Annotated in this window: 22 protein-coding genes and 5 tRNA genes; 16 read left to right on the top strand and 11 right to left on the bottom strand. The window is 57.0% G+C overall.

The annotated features are described in order from the left end of the window. Window positions 1–82: 82 nt before the first annotated feature. The 3 genes from JNB85_RS13495 to recJ all read left to right on the top strand — a co-directional run bounded on the left by JNB85_RS13495 (window position 83) and on the right by recJ (window position 4,926). The gene (locus JNB85_RS13495) at window positions 83–1,300 is read left to right on the top strand and encodes an LL-diaminopimelate aminotransferase (protein WP_220334795.1); all 1,218 of its coding nucleotides are present in this window, start codon (window positions 83–85) and stop codon (window positions 1,298–1,300) included. Between the two features lie 64 nt (window positions 1,301–1,364). Next, window positions 1,365–2,690 (top strand): homoserine dehydrogenase, encoded by a 1,326-nt coding sequence (locus tag JNB85_RS13500; protein ID WP_220334796.1) that lies wholly within the window; start codon window positions 1,365–1,367, stop codon window positions 2,688–2,690. A 433-nt stretch (window positions 2,691–3,123) separates the two neighbouring features. Continuing rightward, the gene (gene recJ / locus JNB85_RS13505) at window positions 3,124–4,926 is read left to right on the top strand and encodes a single-stranded-DNA-specific exonuclease RecJ (RefSeq protein ID WP_220334797.1); all 1,803 of its coding nucleotides are present in this window, start codon (window positions 3,124–3,126) and stop codon (window positions 4,924–4,926) included. A gap of 179 nt (window positions 4,927–5,105) precedes the next feature. Here the strand turns inward: recJ and JNB85_RS13510 are convergent. The 5 genes from JNB85_RS13510 to gloA all read right to left on the bottom strand — a co-directional run bounded on the left by JNB85_RS13510 (window position 5,106) and on the right by gloA (window position 7,464). Further along, a tRNA-Glu gene (locus JNB85_RS13510) sits at window positions 5,106–5,180 on the bottom strand. A gap of 233 nt (window positions 5,181–5,413) precedes the next feature. Beyond that, window positions 5,414–5,488, bottom strand: a tRNA-Glu gene (locus JNB85_RS13515). Window positions 5,489–5,562: 74 nt separating this feature from the next. Then, window positions 5,563–5,637, bottom strand: a tRNA-Glu gene (locus tag JNB85_RS13520). A 195-nt stretch (window positions 5,638–5,832) separates the two neighbouring features. Next, entirely contained in the window at window positions 5,833–6,927 is a 1,095-nt protein-coding gene (locus tag JNB85_RS13525; protein WP_220334798.1) for a YcbK family protein, read from the bottom strand. A gap of 96 nt (window positions 6,928–7,023) precedes the next feature. Next, entirely contained in the window at window positions 7,024–7,464 is a 441-nt protein-coding gene (gloA, locus tag JNB85_RS13530; protein ID WP_112545722.1) for a lactoylglutathione lyase, read from the bottom strand. A 193-nt stretch (window positions 7,465–7,657) separates the two neighbouring features. Between gloA and JNB85_RS13535 the strand changes: the two genes are divergently transcribed. From JNB85_RS13535 to JNB85_RS13555, 5 genes are all read left to right on the top strand, one after another. Continuing rightward, complete coding sequence (locus JNB85_RS13535; protein ID WP_220334799.1) at window positions 7,658–8,236, top strand: cold-shock protein; 579 nt, start codon at window positions 7,658–7,660, stop codon at window positions 8,234–8,236. Beyond that, window positions 8,236–8,724: a DUF192 domain-containing protein gene (locus tag JNB85_RS13540; protein ID WP_220334800.1), complete on the top strand. Its 489-nt coding sequence runs from the start codon at window positions 8,236–8,238 to the stop codon at window positions 8,722–8,724. Before JNB85_RS13535 ends, JNB85_RS13540 begins: the two co-directional genes overlap by 1 nt. Before the next feature lie 83 nt (window positions 8,725–8,807). Next, window positions 8,808–8,884, top strand: a tRNA-Pro gene (locus tag JNB85_RS13545). A gap of 626 nt (window positions 8,885–9,510) precedes the next feature. Then, entirely contained in the window at window positions 9,511–9,816 is a 306-nt protein-coding gene (locus JNB85_RS13550) for an ETC complex I subunit (RefSeq protein ID WP_183747555.1), read from the top strand. A 54-nt stretch (window positions 9,817–9,870) separates the two neighbouring features. Continuing rightward, window positions 9,871–9,947, top strand: a tRNA-Arg gene (locus tag JNB85_RS13555). 5 nt (window positions 9,948–9,952) lie between these two features. On the opposite strand, the gene JNB85_RS13560 is transcribed toward JNB85_RS13555, so the two are convergent. After that, a complete protein-coding gene (locus tag JNB85_RS13560; protein ID WP_220334976.1) occupies window positions 9,953–10,435 on the bottom strand; it encodes a hypothetical protein in 483 nt (160 codons plus the stop codon). Then, a complete protein-coding gene (locus JNB85_RS13565) occupies window positions 10,432–11,337 on the bottom strand; it encodes a hypothetical protein (RefSeq protein ID WP_223216492.1) in 906 nt (301 codons plus the stop codon). The genes JNB85_RS13560 and JNB85_RS13565 overlap by 4 nt, the downstream gene beginning before the upstream one ends. Window positions 11,338–11,667: 330 nt before the next feature. On the opposite strand from JNB85_RS13565, the gene JNB85_RS13575 reads away from it, so the two are divergent. Next, window positions 11,668–12,723, top strand: a complete 1,056-nt coding sequence (locus tag JNB85_RS13575; RefSeq protein WP_220334802.1) for a hypothetical protein — start codon at window positions 11,668–11,670, stop codon at window positions 12,721–12,723. Window positions 12,724–13,051: 328 nt separating this feature from the next. Here JNB85_RS13575 and JNB85_RS13580 read toward each other — a convergent pair whose 3' ends face one another. Next, window positions 13,052–13,402 carry a hypothetical protein gene (locus JNB85_RS13580; protein WP_220334803.1) on the bottom strand — a complete coding sequence of 117 codons (351 nt, stop codon included), beginning with the start codon at window positions 13,400–13,402 and terminating at the stop codon, window positions 13,052–13,054. On the opposite strand from JNB85_RS13580, the gene JNB85_RS13585 reads away from it, so the two are divergent. The 7 genes from JNB85_RS13585 to JNB85_RS13605 all read left to right on the top strand — a co-directional run bounded on the left by JNB85_RS13585 (window position 13,392) and on the right by JNB85_RS13605 (window position 17,098). Next, window positions 13,392–13,613: a hypothetical protein gene (locus JNB85_RS13585; RefSeq protein WP_220334804.1), complete on the top strand. Its 222-nt coding sequence runs from the start codon at window positions 13,392–13,394 to the stop codon at window positions 13,611–13,613. The two genes, JNB85_RS13580 and JNB85_RS13585, sit on opposite strands and share 11 nt — an antisense overlap. Window positions 13,614–13,974: 361 nt before the next feature. Further along, complete coding sequence (locus JNB85_RS31110; RefSeq protein ID WP_338050330.1) at window positions 13,975–14,157, top strand: helix-turn-helix transcriptional regulator; 183 nt, start codon at window positions 13,975–13,977, stop codon at window positions 14,155–14,157. 88 nt (window positions 14,158–14,245) lie between these two features. Next, entirely contained in the window at window positions 14,246–14,566 is a 321-nt protein-coding gene (locus JNB85_RS30685; RefSeq protein WP_223216493.1) for a winged helix domain-containing protein, read from the top strand. Continuing rightward, complete coding sequence (locus JNB85_RS13590) at window positions 14,563–14,754, top strand: hypothetical protein (protein ID WP_220334805.1); 192 nt, start codon at window positions 14,563–14,565, stop codon at window positions 14,752–14,754. The genes JNB85_RS30685 and JNB85_RS13590 overlap by 4 nt, the downstream gene beginning before the upstream one ends. Beyond that, window positions 14,751–15,317 (top strand): ribonuclease H family protein, encoded by a 567-nt coding sequence (locus tag JNB85_RS13595; RefSeq protein ID WP_223216494.1) that lies wholly within the window; start codon window positions 14,751–14,753, stop codon window positions 15,315–15,317. The genes JNB85_RS13590 and JNB85_RS13595 overlap by 4 nt, the downstream gene beginning before the upstream one ends. A gap of 12 nt (window positions 15,318–15,329) precedes the next feature. Next, window positions 15,330–16,367 (top strand): hypothetical protein, encoded by a 1,038-nt coding sequence (locus tag JNB85_RS13600; protein WP_220334806.1) that lies wholly within the window; start codon window positions 15,330–15,332, stop codon window positions 16,365–16,367. Next, window positions 16,364–17,098, top strand: a complete 735-nt coding sequence (locus JNB85_RS13605; RefSeq protein ID WP_220334807.1) for a transcription termination/antitermination NusG family protein — start codon at window positions 16,364–16,366, stop codon at window positions 17,096–17,098. The genes JNB85_RS13600 and JNB85_RS13605 overlap by 4 nt, the downstream gene beginning before the upstream one ends. 134 nt (window positions 17,099–17,232) lie before the next feature. Here the strand turns inward: JNB85_RS13605 and JNB85_RS13610 are convergent, their stop codons facing one another. The 3 genes from JNB85_RS13610 to JNB85_RS13620 form a co-directional block, all read right to left on the bottom strand. Then, window positions 17,233–17,427: a hypothetical protein gene (locus JNB85_RS13610; RefSeq protein WP_220334808.1), complete on the bottom strand. Its 195-nt coding sequence runs from the start codon at window positions 17,425–17,427 to the stop codon at window positions 17,233–17,235. 14 nt (window positions 17,428–17,441) lie between these two features. Then, complete coding sequence (locus tag JNB85_RS13615) at window positions 17,442–17,930, bottom strand: hypothetical protein (protein WP_220334809.1); 489 nt, start codon at window positions 17,928–17,930, stop codon at window positions 17,442–17,444. Window positions 17,931–18,017: 87 nt separating this feature from the next. Then, the gene (locus JNB85_RS13620; protein WP_220334810.1) at window positions 18,018–18,455 is read right to left on the bottom strand and encodes a hypothetical protein; all 438 of its coding nucleotides are present in this window, start codon (window positions 18,453–18,455) and stop codon (window positions 18,018–18,020) included. Window positions 18,456–18,557: the final 102 nt, after the last annotated feature.

The following is an 18,557-nucleotide window of genomic DNA, read 5'->3' on the forward strand; positions in this document are numbered from 1 at the left end:
TCTGAAGCTCGTATCGCAGATGCCGGGAGACGGAACGAGCTTCGACAGCGGTCAGGTTGGCCGCATTTCCATGGGGAAAGAGATGGAAGAGTTTCACAAAGTCCGGCGTTTGCCGCCTTACGTTTTCGAACAGGTCAACCGTTTGAAAGCGAGCGCGCGAGCGGGCGGAGCCGATATCATCGATCTCGGCATGGGAAACCCTGACCTTCCGACCCCCCAAGCGATCGTCGACAAGCTCTGCGAAGTCGTTCAGGACCCGCGCACCCACCGCTATTCGTCCTCCAAGGGCATTCCCGGTCTGCGCCGCGCCCAGGCGGCCTACTATGCACGCCGATTCGGCGTGAAGCTGAATCCTGACACGCAGGTGGTCGCCACCCTCGGCTCCAAGGAAGGCTTCGCCAATATGGCGCAGGCCATCACCGCGCCGGGCGACGTCATTCTCTGCCCGAACCCGACCTACCCGATCCATGCTTTCGGCTTCCTGATGGCAGGCGGCGTGATCCGTTCTATGTCGGTCGAGCCGGATGAAAGTTTCTTTCCGCCGCTCGAACGCGCCGTGCGCCATTCGATCCCGAAGCCGCTGGCGCTGATCCTGAATTACCCGTCGAACCCGACGGCCTTCGTAGCGACCCTCGACTTCTACAAGGACGTCATCGCCTTCGCGAAGAAGCACGACATCATCGTCCTTTCGGACCTTGCCTATTCGGAAATCTATTTCGATGGTGAGCCGCCACCGTCGGTTCTGCAGGTTCCGGGCGCAATGGATGTGACGGTTGAATTCACTTCCATGTCCAAGACATTCTCCATGCCTGGCTGGCGCATGGGCTTTGCGGTCGGCAACGAGCGGCTGATAGCGGCGCTGACGCGTGTTAAGTCCTACCTCGATTACGGCGCCTTCACGCCGATCCAGGTTGCCGCAACCCATGCCCTGAATGGCGACGGCTCCGACATCGCGGAAGTCCGCAACGTCTACAAGCGTCGCCGCGATGTCATGGTCGAAAGCTTCAGCAAGGCCGGTTTCGAAGTGCCGCCCCCGGCCGCCACCATGTTTGCCTGGGCCAAAATCCCGGAAAAGTTCCGGCATCTTGGCTCGCTGGAATTCTCCAAGCTCCTGGTCGAGAAGGCCGATGTCGCCGTTGCCCCGGGCATCGGCTTCGGTGAGATGGGCGACGACTACGTGCGTCTGGCCCTCGTCGAGAACGAGCACCGAATTCGCCAGGCTGCGCGCAATATCAAGAAGTTCATGTCGACGGCCGACGAGACGATGCATAACGTCATCTCGCTCAACGCCCACCGTTAATTCCAACCTCGAAGACAGCCGCAAAATTGCGGCTGTCTCTCACCAGACATTTCAGGATCGATCCATGGCAGATGCCCTTAAAATCGGCATTGCGGGCTTGGGCACCGTTGGCGCCTCGCTTGTTCGCATCATCAAGCAGAAGAGCAACGAACTTGCAGTCACCTGCGGCCGCCCGATTGCGATCACGGCAGTTTCCGCTCGTAACCGCGCGAAAGACCGTGGCATCGATCTGACCGGCATCACTTGGTACGAGCGCCCGGAAGAAATGGCCGAAAAGGCCGACATCGATGTTTTCGTCGAGCTGATCGGTGGCGCAGAAGGTATTGCTAACATCGCTGTTCGCACGGCTCTCGCTCGTGGTCTCCATGTGGTGACTGCCAACAAGGCGCTGCTTGCCTATCATGGTGTGGAGCTTGCGACGATCGCGGAAGAAAAGGGCTCGCTCTTGAATTTCGAAGCGGCCGTTGCCGGCGGCATCCCTGTCATCAAGGCGCTGCGTGAATCGCTGACGGGCAACACGATCTCCCGCATCTACGGCATCATGAACGGCACTTGCAACTACATCCTCACAAAGATGGAGAAAGAGGGCCTGTCCTTTGCCGATTGCCTGAAGGAAGCCCAGCGCCTCGGTTATGCCGAGGCCGATCCGGCCTTTGACATCGAAGGCAACGACACCGCCCACAAGCTCTCGATCCTGACGACGCTTGCCTTCGGCAACAGGATCGCTGCTGACGACATCTATCTCGAGGGCATCACCAATATCTCGATCGAGGATATTCGCGCCGCAGCCGATCTCGGCTACCGCATCAAGCTGCTCGGCGTCGCCCAGCGCACGGACACCGGCATCGAACAGCGGGTGCATCCGACCATGGTACCGGTCGATTCCGTCATCGCCCAGGTCGATGGTGTCACCAACGCGGTCGCAATCGAATCCGATATTCTCGGCGAACTGCTGATGGTCGGCCCAGGTGCCGGCGGTAGTGCCACGGCCTCTTCTGTGCTTGGCGATATCGCCGACATCGCCAAGAGCCAGCCGGGCGCCCAGCGCGTTCCCGTTCTCGGCCATCCCGCCAAGTCGCTGGAGACTTACCGCAAGGCGCAGATCCAGAGCCACGAGGGTGGTTATTTCATCCGCCTGACCGTTCTCGACCGCACCGGCGTTTTTGCGAGCGTCGCAACCCGCATGGCCGAAAACCAGATTTCGCTGGAATCGATCGTCCAGCGTTCCAAGCAGCACCTGGCGCCCTCGCATCATCAGACGATCATCCTCGTCACCCATGCGACGATGGAGGATTCGGTGCGCAAGGCGGTCGCGGCGATCAAGGAAGAGGGCTATCTCGTCGGCGAACCACAGGTGATCCGCATCGAGCGTCCCAAGGAAGAATCCTGACCCTTTGTGCCAATTGGAACGACTGAGCCGGCCGGGTCGTTCGGACGGATTTTCTGTTGGCAATCACAGCATTTCACCAAAGTCTATATTAACAGATATGAAGATGTCGATATAATTGATCCCTGAGCTGTTGGAGTCGTGGGTTGAGGAATATTGAGCATACGGATGATCATGCTCACACCGAGCTTGAGAATCCTCGGGGGGAATTACAGAGATATGATCCGACGACGCCGGCAGCGGCCCTTGAATGCGAGGGGCCGCCAAGGCGGAATTGGGCCACGCTCCTGATCCTGCTTTCGATCCTCTTCGTCCAGCTGCTTGTTATCGGCTTGGTTATTCGGGCAATTTTCTGGTAATCCACAGGCTTGAAATCACCGCTTTGCTATCTGCCATGCATCTGTAAAAAGGGCAGATGATGAAAGCGGAGTTTGGCATGGCAGATCAGGTCGATCCGGTACCGCGTGCCTTCCTGGGCGTCGAAAAATCGGTTCTCCACAATCGCTGGGTTTCACGTCTCGATCAGGCGGGGCAGAACCGAGCGCTCGCCATGTCGCAGATGCACGGCCTGCCGGATTTGATCGCACGTGTGCTAGCCGGGCGCGGCGTGACGGTGGACGAGGCCGTCGAATTCCTGGACCCGACGATCCGCAGCCTCATGCCAGACCCCTACAAGCTGACGGACTGCGAGAAAGCAGCCAAGCGTCTTGCTGTTGCGATCCGGAATAGTGAGCCTGTCGCGATCTTCGGCGACTACGACGTCGATGGCGCTGCGTCCTCCGCGCTCATGTATCGCTTCCTGACCCATTTCGGCGTCAAGGCGCATATCTACATTCCCGATCGCATCTTCGAAGGTTACGGCCCCAACCCGACGGCCATCAATCAGTTGATCGATAACGGTGCTAGCCTGATCGTCACGGTCGACTGCGGTTCCACCAGTCATGAGGCGCTTGCGACTGCCGCGAACCGCAACATCGATGTCGTTGTCATCGATCACCATCAGGTGACACACGATCTGCCGCCCTGCCACTCCCTCGTCAATCCAAATCGCGAAGACGATCTGTCCGGGCTAGGACATCTTTGTGCGGCGGGTGTCGTTTTCATGGTGCTCGTGGCAACACTGCGCCTGCTGCGCGAGTCCGGAGACAAGCGCATTCTCGCGATCGATCTCCTGCAATGGCTGGATATCGTGGCACTCGCGACCGTCTGCGATGTCGTACCCCTCAAGGGCCTCAACCGCGCCTATGTGGTCAAAGGATTGGTTGCCGCGCGCCACCAGAGCAATGCCGGTCTTGCGGCACTATTCCGCAAGGCGGGCCTGGCTGGGCCTGTTACGCCCTATCATTTCGGCTTCCTGATCGGCCCGCGCATCAATGCGGGCGGGCGAATCGGTGATGCAGCGCTCGGAAGCCGCCTGTTGACGCTCGACGATGCCGTCGAGGCCGAAGCCATCGCCCAGCGGCTGGACGAGCTCAACCGCGAACGGCAAGCGATGGAAGCGGTCATGCTGCAGGAGGCCGAGGCCGAAGCGCTCGCCGAGTATGGAGATGGCGAGGGGGCTTCCGTCATCGTCACCGCGCATGAGAAATGGCACCCTGGTATTGTCGGCCTCATTGCCGCGCGCCTGAAGGAGAGGTTCAAACGACCCGCCTTCGCCATCGCCTTCGATCCATCAGGCAAAGGTACGGGATCTGGCCGTTCGATCAGCGGCTTCGACATGGGCAGGATGGTTCGTGCTGCGGTCGATGAGGGACTGCTCATCAAGGGCGGTGGTCACGCCATGGCGGCCGGTCTTACCGTTGAGCGCGGCAAGCTTGGCCTGCTGAGAGCCTTCTTCACGGAGAAGGCACAGAAGACGGTGTCGGCCCTTGTCGCCAATGAAACGCTGAAGATCGATGGCGCTATCGCTGCAAGTGGCGCAACGATCGATCTCATCGACCGTCTGGAAACGGCAGGCCCATATGGCTCTGGACATTCGCAACCAATTTTTGCCGTGCCGGCGCATCGTGTGCGCGATTCTCGCCTGGTCGGCGAGCGGCATGTGAAGGTGACGCTGGAAGCCATGGACGGTGCTCGCCTCGACGGCATCGCCTTCAGGGCTGCGGAAACGCCCCTCGGCAATCTGCTTCTCAACTCTCGCGGCGCCAACCTGCATGTCGCAGGTTCGCTCGGCGCCGAACATTATCAGAGCTCGCGCAGAATCCAGCTGCGCATCAGCGACGGCGCGCCTGCCAAATGACCGCATAAAAAGCAATTGGCCAGGAGAAAGGCAGGTTGCTACGGCCGGGGAGGGGGTGCTTTTCCGCGAGGGCGAGTGACGGGCATAACAAGCAGCACGCCGCCCTCAATTCGCACATCGCGGCTCAGCGACTGTACCGAGATAATTCTATAAAAATAAAAGGAAATAATGGAGGAGAGTGGCACGCCCTAGGGGAGTCGAACCCCTCTTTACAGAATGAAAATCTGTCGTCCTAACCGATAGACGAAGGGCGCGTGCTCTGTGGTGGCGCCCTTATAGTCAGCACCTTTCTGTACCGCAAGCGGCAAAATGAGAATTTTTCGCCGGATTATGCAGATTTTTGCTGGGCTTGTGGAAAAGTGGAGAAGGGGCGGGAATGATTGTCTTCGCCGGATCTGTCACTGCATGAATTGTTGGCGTGCAGCCGTCGGTCACCACGTGCAGGGGCGATTTCGTTCTTTGTGAAACTTCCGTCGACGGCTCTTTTTGGTGCGCCCTAGGGGAGTCGAACCCCTCTTTACAGAATGAGAATCTGTCGTCCTAACCGATAGACGAAGGGCGCAGGCCTTCAGCTCAAATAGGAAAGTGCAACGCGTTCCGCAAGCGGTAGGTATAATGTCGAATTGGAAGAAGAAGTGGCACGCCCTAGGGGAGTCGAACCCCTCTTTACAGAATGAAAATCTGTCGTCCTAACCGATAGACGAAGGGCGCGTGCTGTGGTGGCGCCCTTATAGTCAGGCACTTCCGATCCCGCAAGCGGCAAATTCGAAATTTTTCAAAAAAATGACAGGCCATTTCCGCTTGGGTAAAACGAATATTATTGCAGCCGAATCAAAGAGCTGCAGCGGTCGCCGGAAATCCTGTGCTGTCAGCGTCCCCCACGTGACTCTTTCAAAAGTTGGACGTTCAGATGGCCCTTGCTGAAGCAATCGGCGCCCTCTTGCGGCCGCAGCCCCAGTTCCAGTCGCGGGTATTGCCCGTGTCCAGATGGACCGAATCCGTGTGGCAGTAGGTACCGACGCCGCCGCGGTTCGGGAGCGATCGGATATATTCGGCGATATCCCATTTGCTGACGCCATTGATCTGGATATCGGCAGCCTCACAACTCTTGTGCATCGATTCCTCGGCGCCTCCGACTTCACGGTTATGCTGCGGATCGCGGTAGCCTGACGTGACGACGACTGGCTTGCCGAAATGAGTTTCGACTGTCTTGATGACCCGCATGAGATCAGGCTTGAAGCAGCCGACCTCTACGCTGTCGTTCTGCACATGCAGGCCGTTCGGCGCGCTGCGCGTCATGCCGGGCAGCGATGCCTTCTGCAGGAGCCCGGAGAGGCTGCTGAGCAGATTCTGCTTCGGCGCGCTGTAGAGCGCATTCATCGTCGATCCCGGAATGCTTCCGCCGGCAAGTGAGGCGGTTTGGTCGGGTGCGAGCTTCGTGCTGGTATCCTGTGACGACTGCTGCGGCAGCATCTCGCCTTGCTGGGGCTCGGGCGGCGCGCTGAACACGCTCGACCTTGGGCCGGCATTCTCGGGTGCGTAGGCGTTCACGCCCTGCGGCTGGACGATCGTGGAGGTCGAGTTATTTTGCGGCAGCGCCTGATGATCGGAAAAGATGCTCATCGCCTGCGCATTGATTCGCGTCGATTGCATGACGAGACCGCCGATATTGGCCGGCTGCTGCCGTTGCGTGGCAGGATCGACGGTCGGGGCCGTTAACGCATTCGAATCCTGAGCCGCAACCTGCGGATCGACACCGGAGACATTGGTCAGCATCGGATCGCGATAGGGCTGTTTCGAAGCAGTGGACGATGCGGCGGGCATTGCCGCTGCAAGCCTCGGCGCCGGCTGTCCCTCCGCGGCCGGTGTGGCGACGGCGGCCGAATCAAGCGCCTTCTTGTCGGAGACGCAGCCGGAAAGCGCCAGGATGGAGCTGGCGATCAGCACAGCACCGACAGCCTGCCGGCTCGAGGGGGCAATCAGCTTGTTGTTTCTTGTCAACCGAGAATTCTCCGGTGAATGCGGAAGGCGCCCGAAAGCGCGCTTCCGTTACGATAGAACCGGAGAGTGCCTCGTGAAGCTTGCCTGCAGCTTGGCTTACCAGGCGCCGGTATTGCCCATCGACAGCCAGGGTTCGGCCGGGGCCAGTTTTTCGCCCTTTTGCAGGATCTCGATGGAGATACCATCGGGCGATCGTACGAAGGCCATGTTGCCGTCGCGCGGCGGGCGATTAATCGTAATGCCGTTGTCCATCAATTTCTGGCAGATCGCGTAGATGTCATCCACCTCATAGGCGAGGTGACCGAAATTGCGTCCTCCAGTATAATCCTCCGTGTCCCAGTTATAAGTAAGCTCCAGACAAGGGGCTTTTTCGCTGCGGGCGCGGTCGAGATCATCGCGAGCGGCCAGGAAAACGAGCGTGAAGCGGCCCTTCTCGTTCTCATGGCGGCGGATTTCCTCGAGTCCGAAGAGTGTGGTGTAAAAATGGAGGGAAGCGTCGAGGTCTTTGACGCGAACCATCGTGTGGAGATAACGCATTGTGTTTCCTCTCTCTATTTAGGCTAGCCCGTCTGGGTAACAGACGTCAGTTTCGGGCAAGTCATCTCTATAGAATGTACAGTTGGGAATAACCGAAAACTAGGACTTGCGCTTATCCGTTACCAAGATGTTAATCTTGATCTCAAGAATCAGTTAACCGTAACAGTGTGACGCGTATTGAGGGGCTGGCGATATGGCTGACAGGATTTCATCGAATGGCTTTACCGACCTTGAAGAGTTGTCGGCGGAGCCGGTTGACCTCGTTGAAATCACCGGCGTGGTGAAATGGTTCGACGTGGCCAAGGGCTTCGGCTTCATCGTTCCCGACAATGGTATGCAGGATGTACTGCTGCACGTGACCTGCCTGCGCCGTGACGGCTACCAGACCATTCTCGAAGGCACCCGCATCGTCGCTCTCATCCAGCGCCGTGAGCGTGGCTTCCAGGCCTTCAAGATCCTTTCCATGGACCAGTCGACTGCGGTCCATCCCTCGCAGCTGCCGCCGGTTCGCACCCATGTGCAGGTCACGGCAACGAGTGGCCTCGAGCGCGCGCTGGTAAAGTGGTTCAACCGTACCAAGGGCTTCGGCTTCCTGACGCGCGGTGAGGGCACGGAAGACATCTTCGTGCATATGGAAACGCTGCGCCGCTTCGGCCTCACCGAACTGCGTCCCGGACAGGTGGTGCTGGTGCGCTTTGGCGACGGCGAGAAGGGCCTCATGGCTGCCGAGATTCATCCTGACGTTCCGAGCCCGGTTGGCCGGTCTCATTGATGGGAGGCCTGTTTTCCGTCGAGATGATAAGGAGCGCCTTCATGGCGCTTTTTTTCTTAGTCGCCCTGCCGGCATGTGCGCAGCAGGATATGCACTTCGAGAGAGAGCCGCTAATCATCCAGACGGCTGCTGGCAAGATGCTGCACTTCACCGTAGAGATCGCCGCTACCGGCGACCAGCGCGCCTATGGTCTGATGTTCCGCAAGGCGATGGCCGAGGACGCCGGCATGATCTTCGATTTCGGCGTATCGCGCCGTGTCACCATGTGGATGGAAAATACCATCCTGCCTCTCGACATGCTCTTTGCTGACGACAGGGGCGTGATCACTCATATCAAGGAAGATGCCACGCCCTATTCCCGCGAGGTCATCGATTCGATGGGCGAGGTCCGCTACGTGGTTGAGGTCAATGCCGGCACCGCCCGCAAGCTCAATATTCGCCCCGGTGATCGCCTCGTCAGCGCCACCACGACAAAGAACGCGAAATAAGCCTGTGAAATCTGCCGGTACCGGTGGATTTATGGGGTTGCTAGGGCAGGGGGAAGCGTGTATTCCCGCTGCCATCAACGGCTCGGAGTGTAGCGCAGTCTGGTAGCGCATCTGGTTTGGGACCAGAGGGTCGGGAGTTCGAATCTCTCCACTCCGACCATTATTCGCCCATATATCCCTTAGATTTGAGATCGGCTTTGCGGCTTGTCGATGCCTTGTAGCGACAAGGCCGATTTTTTAGGACGTTTCTTCGGTCAGAAATCGGTGACGATGCCGATCACGTCGTAAGGCACGCATGCTCAGGCGTACCTAGATTCAGCCTTGAGCAAGCAAGCCGACATATTGGGCATAGCTGATCGCTGCGTAGAAAAATGCAGTGATGCTTGCTCCAATCATGATGGCATGGAATTCTGCAGAGGTTCTCATAGCTCATACCCGTGTTACAACGGTTGGTAGACACCCTAGTCGCCTGCGCCGGACATAACAATTAGAAAGCGATCAAAACATGCAACAATCCGAAACATTTCGGATCATGTTACAGCATGCCCGCTTACTCACGCCGAGTAGGCATGGGGCTGCGTTCAAGCGTTCCATGCAATAAACGCATTACGAGGAATTCGGTTTCACCGGTCTGCCAGTGCGGTGGCAACGGCGCTTTTTCCTTGAAAAAACTAGGATTCGCGGATAAGCAAAGTTCACTTCTTCCGGCCGTGTTCGGTGCGGAAGCAGCTATCCTGGCTGAGTTATGAAAGCGGGCATTGCCCGCATATCGGAGGCGCCGCAGTCATGTCTGCTAAGATCTATCGTCCGGCCAAGACCGCAATGCAGTCCGGCAAGGCAAAGACCCATCTCTGGGTGCTTGAGTTCGATCAGGAGCAGCCGCGCAAGATCGATCCGATCATGGGCTACACGTCTTCAGGCGATATGCGCCAGCAGCTGAAGCTAACCTTCGAAACGCAGGAACTTGCCGAAGCCTATGCCAAGCGCAACGGCATCGAATACCGCGTGATCGCGCCCAAGGAACCCGCACGCCAGGTCGTCGCTTACCCGGACAATTTCCGCTATACCCGTACCCAGCCCTGGACGCACTGATCCGTCCGCTGCTTGAGACAGAAATGCCGATGTCGCGGCTAGCGACATGCAGACGGCCCCTTAGCTCAACTGGATAGAGCAGCTGCCTTCTAAGCAGCAGGTCGCAGGTTCGAGTCCTGCAGGGGTCGCCATCATTTCAATGACTTAGTAGATCGCCTTTCTTGACCGTTCGCTTTGGGGTAACGCCTGGGGTAACGGCGGCAGCAAGCGATGCTTTTGCAATCGCGGTCCCCGATCCATCGAAGCCCTGGCTCCATTCGCCTTCATCAAAATCGAAATCCTGGATCTGTGAGGCCTCTGCAGGAACCTGGACCCGTAAGCCCTCCGGGTTAGACCAACCCATCGAAGGCTCTTCGTCGCCACCTTCCTCGTCGTCGCAGTCATCAAGTTCCAAATCTTCCAGACAATCATCGCCAATGCATTTCGCGGTGCTGCCGAGGGAAGGCTCGTCGTCGGCGTTGTCTTCAAGATCAGGGTCGCCGTCCGCTGCATCAAGTAATGCGATAAGCTCCTCTATCAGCGCTTCGAGTGCGGCTCGGCGCAATTGACCAAGGGCAGTCGCTGGCGCCACCGCTCTTGGCGACGAGGCGATAGCGGTTTCAGCAGTGGCTATTATCATGCCCGCGCCTCCGACAAATCGCGCACGGACTGAGCGAGACGAATAAATTGGCCGATCGGTCCTTTGTCTTCAGCGCACTCCTTGATTATCCGATGCGCGCTGACGCTGAGGGCGGCGGCCTTCAGGCCCACGCCGGCTACGGTATATGCAGGAAATAGCGAAACCTCCGCGGCCGCAGCATCAACCGCACGGTCTGCTTCTTCCACTCGCAGCATGGCCGCGTCAGCGCCGGCCTCCTTCCGTATGCGCGCTGTCTCAGCCTCGTACTGTTCAGCGATGTCGATATCGCGCTTACAGTCAGCAATCGCTTCCCTTCGGAACGCAATGTTGCGTGACAGCGATTTCTCAGTGCGTCCTCTCGGCTCGCTCTGCTCCCAGCGAGACAAGAGTTCGCGCGCTTTATCTGCCGTCAACAGGGTAAAGCAGGTCTTCCGAGTGCGCTCCCGGAAATTACGCGAGAGACGCTTCGTTATGGGGCTTGTCTCCCGAAGCAATGGGCGACCAATGATGTCCCGCTCGATGAGTGCTCCGGCGGTGTAAGGATGCTGTGCTCCTGCATTGAGCAGCAACTCCTCAGGAGCCAGCGGCCAGCGGTGACGCCATTCGTCCGCCAACCATTCGGCGTCGCTTAGAGCGTTCTTCAGTTCCGTGCAGGCAGAATAGAATGTGTCATAGGCTGCGATAAGCTCTGGATTTTCGGCCTGTGCTTCGGGTGCGGCTTCGACGGCATGTGCCTTTGATGCGACGGCTACTGCAGCCGCGGTGGAAGCCGTAGCAAGGCCGATCAAGAGGTTGCGGCGTGTGGTGTTTGGCATGCCTTCGGCGGCTGCCTGAATCGTTGCGTTCGGCATCTTCGGTTTCCTTTTATGGTTAATACCAAGATTACTTGGTACCTTAACCATAATACGCGAATTGGCTTGCAGTCAACAATTATGTGGGTATGATACCAAAAATATTTATTATGGAACGCAAATGGCAATCACAGGAAATCAAATGCGGGCGGCCCGGTCTCTCGTTGGTCTAGACCAGATCGCCCTTGCCGAGATGGCTGGCGTTAGTGCCAATACTATCCGGAACATGGAGGGCGCGGGAGCCGGTCGGATAAATGTCCGGACAGTGACCCTCGATGCGGTGACGGACGCATTAAAGGCGGCTGGGGTCGTTTTTGTGGAAGAGGGCATGAACGACGGTGGGCCTGGCGTGCGGCTTACGGCTCGTAGCGAGGATAAATAATGGAAGACGATGGAAAAAAGACGCCTCCTGGGCATAGTGGATTCTTCGCTGTCGATCCGAAAAGATGGACGGAAGCTTGCGCCGACGGGATGAATTCAGCCGTCTCCTACCTGATCCTTTGCCGTGGAACCGGTGGCGACAACCGGACTACGTCTTGGTCTGTTACGGCGATTGAGAGATCGACCGGCATTTCGAGACCTCGCGCTCAAGCGGCAATCGATCTCCACATCAAGAAGGGAAGGGTGGAGTTGCTCCGAGGTGGAAGAACCCCGCAGTATCGGATCGTGGCGTTTGAGAATGAGGGAATAGACGACGATCGGAGGATATGGCTTCCCAACACGCTGATCGATGGCGCTGCTGATGAGGCGCCCGCAATCGAACTCATTCGCCAGAACGGCAATGTAAAGGCTCTCGAATTACTGGTTGACCTGTACGAACAGCACTTTCTAGCCACTGAGGGCGGGATTGAGTGGCGTCAAGGCCAAGGCATTCGCGTAGCCTACGACCGCGAAAAGGTGGTTGATTGGGGAGAGTTCTCGATTTGGACATTCACAGCCAATTCGAATGAGACAGCCTGGAGAGATTTCCCGCCGTTTGCCAAGTTCTCGGACCCTTCCAGCTTCTGGGAAGCCTGGCATCTTCTCCGACATCTGGGCTTAGTCACCTGTGTTGCGCATCTAGTGGAGAGTGACAGCGAAGAAGGCGAAGTGATGCACCCACTTCCATACGATACCGATGGAATGCCCCATGAAAAAGAGATAGCGGACGCAGCACACGACGCAGCTTTTTCGATGATGGCAGAATGGAGACAGGAGCATCCGGACTTTTATTACGGGGATCCGCTTGTGCCAGTGCGGCGGCATTTTCAGAAAGTCGAACTCGTCGGGATATTTCGTCTCCGTTACTTGCCGCACACGAGGGCGACGGCCGACTGGATGAGGAAGCAATCTGAGTGGGCCGGCATAGCTGATGACTTCCGAGAGCTTGAGGCCGTGGCGACTGGGAAATCTGTTAGAAATCAGCGACATGCAATATCAAGGATAGATCAACGATGATCAAGGATGATCAATGCTGGTCAAGGTAGCTGAATGGTAGATCAACGCCAGTCAAGAGCCGAAGGCGTTTACTATCAGACCCTTAAAGCAGAACCAGAGCGGTAGCGTCGCGTGACGGAAGAGTGACAGCAGGAGGGGGTATGATAGACGTTCAGCTGTATCGAAATCTAATCAGGCAAGCGATCGACGGCGAGCGTCGAGCAAGCGGCACAGGAGCATTGGCTCTGGAAAACGGAGTATGCCGCGACGCCACGCCTCGATCTAACGTTGTGTGGATTGATTTCCGTAGATCAACGATCGAGCATGAGGAGATACCTGCCCCAACGAATTAGTCGGACGACCATTGCCAAAGCCCACCGTTAATTTCCTTGTCGAATAGGCGGCCCACCAAGGCGACGGCCAACAAAGACGAAAAGTTTGCGCCCGCATTCACGACAGACATTGCTGCGGCTACCGGCCACTCCGCTCTCATCGTCTCGCAGCCTGCAAAAAGCTCGGCCTTGCAGATGTCGATTGCATTGTCGTGACCGACGATGATCTGCACGCCGAACTGTCGATGATCGACGAGAACCTTTGCCGCAACGAGCTGTCGCCATCCGAGCGTGCGGTTCAGACGGCGCGGCGGAAGGCAATATACGAAGAACTGCATCCGGAGACGGCGCACGGCGGTGATCGTCATTCTTCTCAACTCGCAAACATTGCGACTTGAAAAAGATGTAGAGCGCTTCACTGCCAACACGGCTTCCGCTACCGGCCAATCCGAACGTCTTGTTCAGCTCAATGTTGAGCGAGGCACCAAGGTCATTGCCGAAGTCATCGACCATGATCACCGGCACCAAGCTCGACACCGGGGCATATCTCGACAAGCTCAAGCGCCTTTCCCCGAATGATCAAGTTACGGCCGCCAAGCGCGACCTCGCTATCCAGCGCCAGCGGCAACGTCCGGTAGCCCGCGCTCCGGAGCCGGTTCTTCCGGTATCCCTTAAAGGTGCAAATTTGCACCTTCGTCTTCGGCTGGTCGCCCCTGCTCCATCTTCGCCAACTTAGTCGCCACCATGGCACGTGTGACGTCGATTTGGAAAAATAATCTCATCGAATGTTGACCCCGTCATAGCCGATAAACAGAACAAAAATTGAACAAAATTCCTTGTGGATTAGGCAGAGCTGGATTAACAGGCGGAATCGTAAAATGGTATAATCTGTGCGGAAAAGTGGTCTCAAGTGACGAGTCAAGCAACGAGGTTCTAAAACGTGACTTACTTAACAGCAAAGCAGGTGCAGGAGCGGTACCAGATAAGCTCAATGTCTCTCTTCAGGTGGCTTAAGAGCGATACCCTCAATTTCCCACGCCCGATGGTAATCAACCGGCGCCGGCTCTTCGACGAGCAGGATATCGCTGAGTGGGAACGCAAACGCGCGAAAGATGCTGCGTGACGTTCGCAGCGAAGCAGCACAGGCGCTCCAGTCGCCAAACTCAAAACGCCCGTGCCGCAGATCATCGATAACGAAAGGATCGCTTTCAATGACAAGGAAAACCAAAGCACAGGTCTTTGGCCGAATCCAGCTTTATGACGGCGACGCGCCGAAGGGACCGCCAATCACCATAGTCGGACGGGAATGGTGGGCTCTTCAGCAGCTGATCGAAGCCGGCGATAGGGGCTGCACCCCGATCGACAATCCGGCGCCACGGTGGGCACATTATGTTTGGCTCCTACGCGGTAACGGGATCGACGTGGAAACGATCCACGAAAGCCATGGGGGGCAGTTCCCGGGGACGCATGCCAGGTACACACTAAAAAGTCGCCTCTCCATCGTAGGTGACGTGGAGGGCGTTGCCGCATGACGACGGAACCCGATGCAGCGAGGATTTCCGCTGCCGCTGAGTGGCTTGCGGTTCAAACTGAACCGCATCCCAACGTCATCCACAAGCTTCGGGAACAGTTCGACATCACGGCAGTGCAGGCGGCAAAGGCATGCACTCTCGCCAATGACATCCGGCGCAATGTCTCAGACAGGAAGGGCAGCGATTGACACGGCGTTCAAAAGCAAATGGCCCCACTCGATATGTCATCGATCATGGCGCTTACCTCGTTGGCCTGCATGTTTTCTGCGATGGAGCTTGCGAGCCTAACCCTGGCCCCGGCGGGTGGGCTTTCGTCGCGTACGACGATGGCGCGGAAATTTTCTCAGCACATGGCAATGCATCGCAGACCACGAACAACGTTATGGAGATGACTGGAGCCCTCCAGGCCATCCTTTGGATATCCGCCAATGCTGCCGATCGCCAGGCTCGCCTTCACTGCGACAGCCAGTATGTCGTGAAGGGCTGCAACGAGTGGCGCCATAGCTGGAAGCGAAAGAACTGGATGCGTGGTGTCAATGCTCCCGTCAAGAACCTGGAACTCTGGCAGGAGCTTGATGCAGCATTGCTGGCGTTCCCGCTCACGCTCTCGTGGGTAAAGGGGCATGCCGGCGTCATGGGCAACGAGCGCGCCGACGAACTGTCGTTTGCCGCTGCACGCGCGGCCGGTTCCTCTGAAATAGCCGTGGACCACCTTACCGCGGCATATCGGCAGATTATGGCCCGCAATTAAGGAAGGAAATCGATGTCTGAGATCGAATTGCAGCTCTTCCCGAAGTTTGATCGTCGTCCCAGTCCCGAGTTCATTGACGGTTGGCGGAAGCATATCGCAGCTACCGGCTCGCCCGAGACTTACATCGACATATCGACCACGAAGCCGCCTCGAGATGGCCCGGTTATCCTCCTGTCAGAGGACATCCATGTGCCAACGGCATTACGGCTGGGCGGCGACCGTGTTCCGTGCCCCTTGTGCTCGCCAAAATCACCGAAATTCGAGAACGGCCGTCTCGCATATTTTCCCCAAGAAAGTGCCGTCCGCTGCATCGGGATAACCTGCGCACGAAAGTTCTTTGGCTCTGACTACACCGAAGCTGACAGGCTCTTCCGGATCGAAGCTGAGTGCGCTGCCTATGTTGCGAAGTGGCCTGCCGTTCAGGCGAAGATGAGATCGGTGGAGCCGATCGTCCAGCGTCTGTTAGCTGCCGGCACGAAGATGGAGCAAATGCGCTTAATTATCGACGCGCAGGCCCCAGGATTTGCTAAGTTTCTTTTCAATGACCTCAACGCCAGGGATATGCTCATTGTGACTTCCAGGACCCCTGGCGCCCGAAGCTATGAAGTCAAAGGGTTGTCGTTCTTTTCCTCTGGTTTTGATCCCAGACCGACTTTGGAGAAGATAATTGCGGCTTCCCGCGATGTTCGCAAGCCATTGCCGAATTGGTCTCCTGAAGACAATCATGCAGATTCGACAAAGGAAATCATGCGGCGGGGTAGGGCGGCGCTTGGTGCCATTGAGTCGATACCGGTGATGGCGGAGCTTCTAGGAGGTGCCATATCGTTCTTCGAAAGGATGAACCTACGCAAACTGGAACAATGGATGGAAACAGGATCTTCCCCTTTTGCTTCCCTCAGCTTCAAGGTTTCAGGCCAATCGGTGCAGGCTATCGCAACGAGTTTCGAAGGCCGACATGAATGGTCGGTTATGGTGCCGGAAAACCTCGGCTCACAGATCCCAACTAGCGATGAGATTGTGTCCTTAAACCTATCGGAGATTCAGAAGTGAATTTCATTCATCGACAGAGGCTGAAGCAAGAGCGCGAAGACGCGCGAGACTACCAGATCCCCGCTACCGTTGCCGGATGGTCCGCAGAGACGTGGTTTGCCATCCGGACGACACCGGGGGCGCAGCGGTCACCATCTATTGTCGATCGGACCGTAGATCGCCGCGAAGACGAACGAGACCTGAGCCTCCTGGAGCGTAATCTCAAGCGCAAGGGTGTGGAAGTGTTCATGCCGTGCGTTCGACGCGAGGTGATCCACCACCGGACAAAGAAATGGATCGACAAGCGCTTCCCGGTCCTGATCGGCTATGCGTTCGTCAATCTGCCGAAGCGCAATTTCGCCGAGGTCGAGGCGATCGAAGGCGTTGCCGGCATCCTGCGCCCCGGCAACAATCGCTTCGAGGCTCCGCTCCGCTTCCCGGAGGGGCTGATCGGCAAACTGCGCTTCATGGAATTTGAGGAGGAGCAATCGTTTCTACTCGGACGTGCCCGCCGCATTCGCCGTCAAGAGCTGTGGCAGGAGACCAACGAGAGACCGCCGTCTCGCGCTGAGATGAAGAGCCTCTTTCAGCGTGGCGCCTCGCTGCACCTGAAGCCGGGTTCGCCATTCAGCCAATATGCGGCGAAGGTCGTGAGCGTCACATCCAAGGGAACCATCCTTGCGGCGATCGAAGCTCTGGATAAACTCGTGCAAGTGAATGTGGCTCTTGAACAAATCGCGGATGTGGAATAAATTCCCATCGTGATTTGGGACGTTCAGCGCTATGTCGCGGTCCTGGCTGGTTGGAACACATGCTTCCAATGCAAGGGCGGAACTCGTCTTTCAAGCAGGTTCCCAAAATAGGCTGGCTAATTTTTGGGCACCGACTAGGAATGCCAGAACAAGCCTTTCGCCCTCCACACCTCTTTTAGCTTCTGTTCGATTTCTTCGACAGACCGGTGCTCGAACTTTCGGCCGAGAACGGACGCAAGCCCGTGCAGATCCATAGCCTGAGGATTGTTCGCTTCTGCTTTCTCGGCTTGTGCCGCAATTTCGGCAAACAACTCATCGTCTTCGGTCATTTTATCCTCAGATTTCAAGGTTCAAGGTATTGCCTCGCAGTCTGCTGCGCGGTGCTGATCTCTGCCACGATGGCATTGATGCGGGCTGTGTCGTCGTCGACATGGGGTAGTGGCTCTCCGTCACTGTCCCCTGGGCAAACATTTGGATCTGATATATGCTTGGTGAGCGCCTTTATGGGATCGGACGTGCGTCCGAGGGCTTCAATTAGACCTTTCATGTTGTTGCCGACTGCACTTTTCTGACTGTTCGCCTGCTCGCGCATAACCTCAACCTGCTTTGAGAGCGCAGCAATTTGCTGGTCCTTAATGGCGATTTCGGATGTGTCGTCCCCAGCGTAGAACTGCAGTGCGGCGCCGATAACCACAAGCACAAGGCAGAACAACATAAATATGTAGATCGGACGTTCCCTAGGTTTCTCCCCGCTAAGAAGACGAAATGCCAGAAAAGCCAGCAAAAAACCTAGACCAACTGTTCCTAAGCTCAGAATCGAGACAATATCCATGCGTACATCCCCCTATAGGCGTTGGGAACAACCGGAGATCCCAAACAAAAAGCTGCGATGTCGATGACGGTGAACATTACAGAAAAATTATACTTCGGCGTCCCAGAAGTGTGTCTTGTGTGACTTTATTGGAACCAGATCGCCGCCAGCCTTCTCTAGCACATCGTAGACGACCTCCGGGCTGTTTCCGACATATTGGAGGCTGTTGCCGATATATAGCGACGAAACGACCCCATCCGTCTGCCACTCTTTGGGAACGGGGATTGGCCCCTGGGATTTTGGGCCACTAAACCAGACCGGGCCTAAGCCGGGAGTATCCAGTTTGGCAAGGGTTGCCGGATTCGAGAGCTCATCTCTAACTAGATCGGCCACTTCCCCAGGTTCTTCCATCACGTAACTTACTATTTTCCAATCAATTCGAGTAACTCCGTGTGGACTTTCAATCGGGCCGGTACGCCGAATACGAACAACGCGTTCGCCTTCAATCTGCATCTTGGTGCCATCGGTCAGTGTCACTTCGACCATTGCCTGCCTCCATCTGAGTAGGTGTGGTTACTACGCTACAGCGTCAGGTTGAGCGCGTCGAGTTACTCAAAGTTGGTAGTTAACACCCCTTCAGCCGCCAGA

It is taken from the genome of Rhizobium mesosinicum, from assembly GCF_019511345.1.
Classification (GTDB): Bacteria; Pseudomonadota; Alphaproteobacteria; order Rhizobiales; family Rhizobiaceae; genus Rhizobium; species Rhizobium mesosinicum.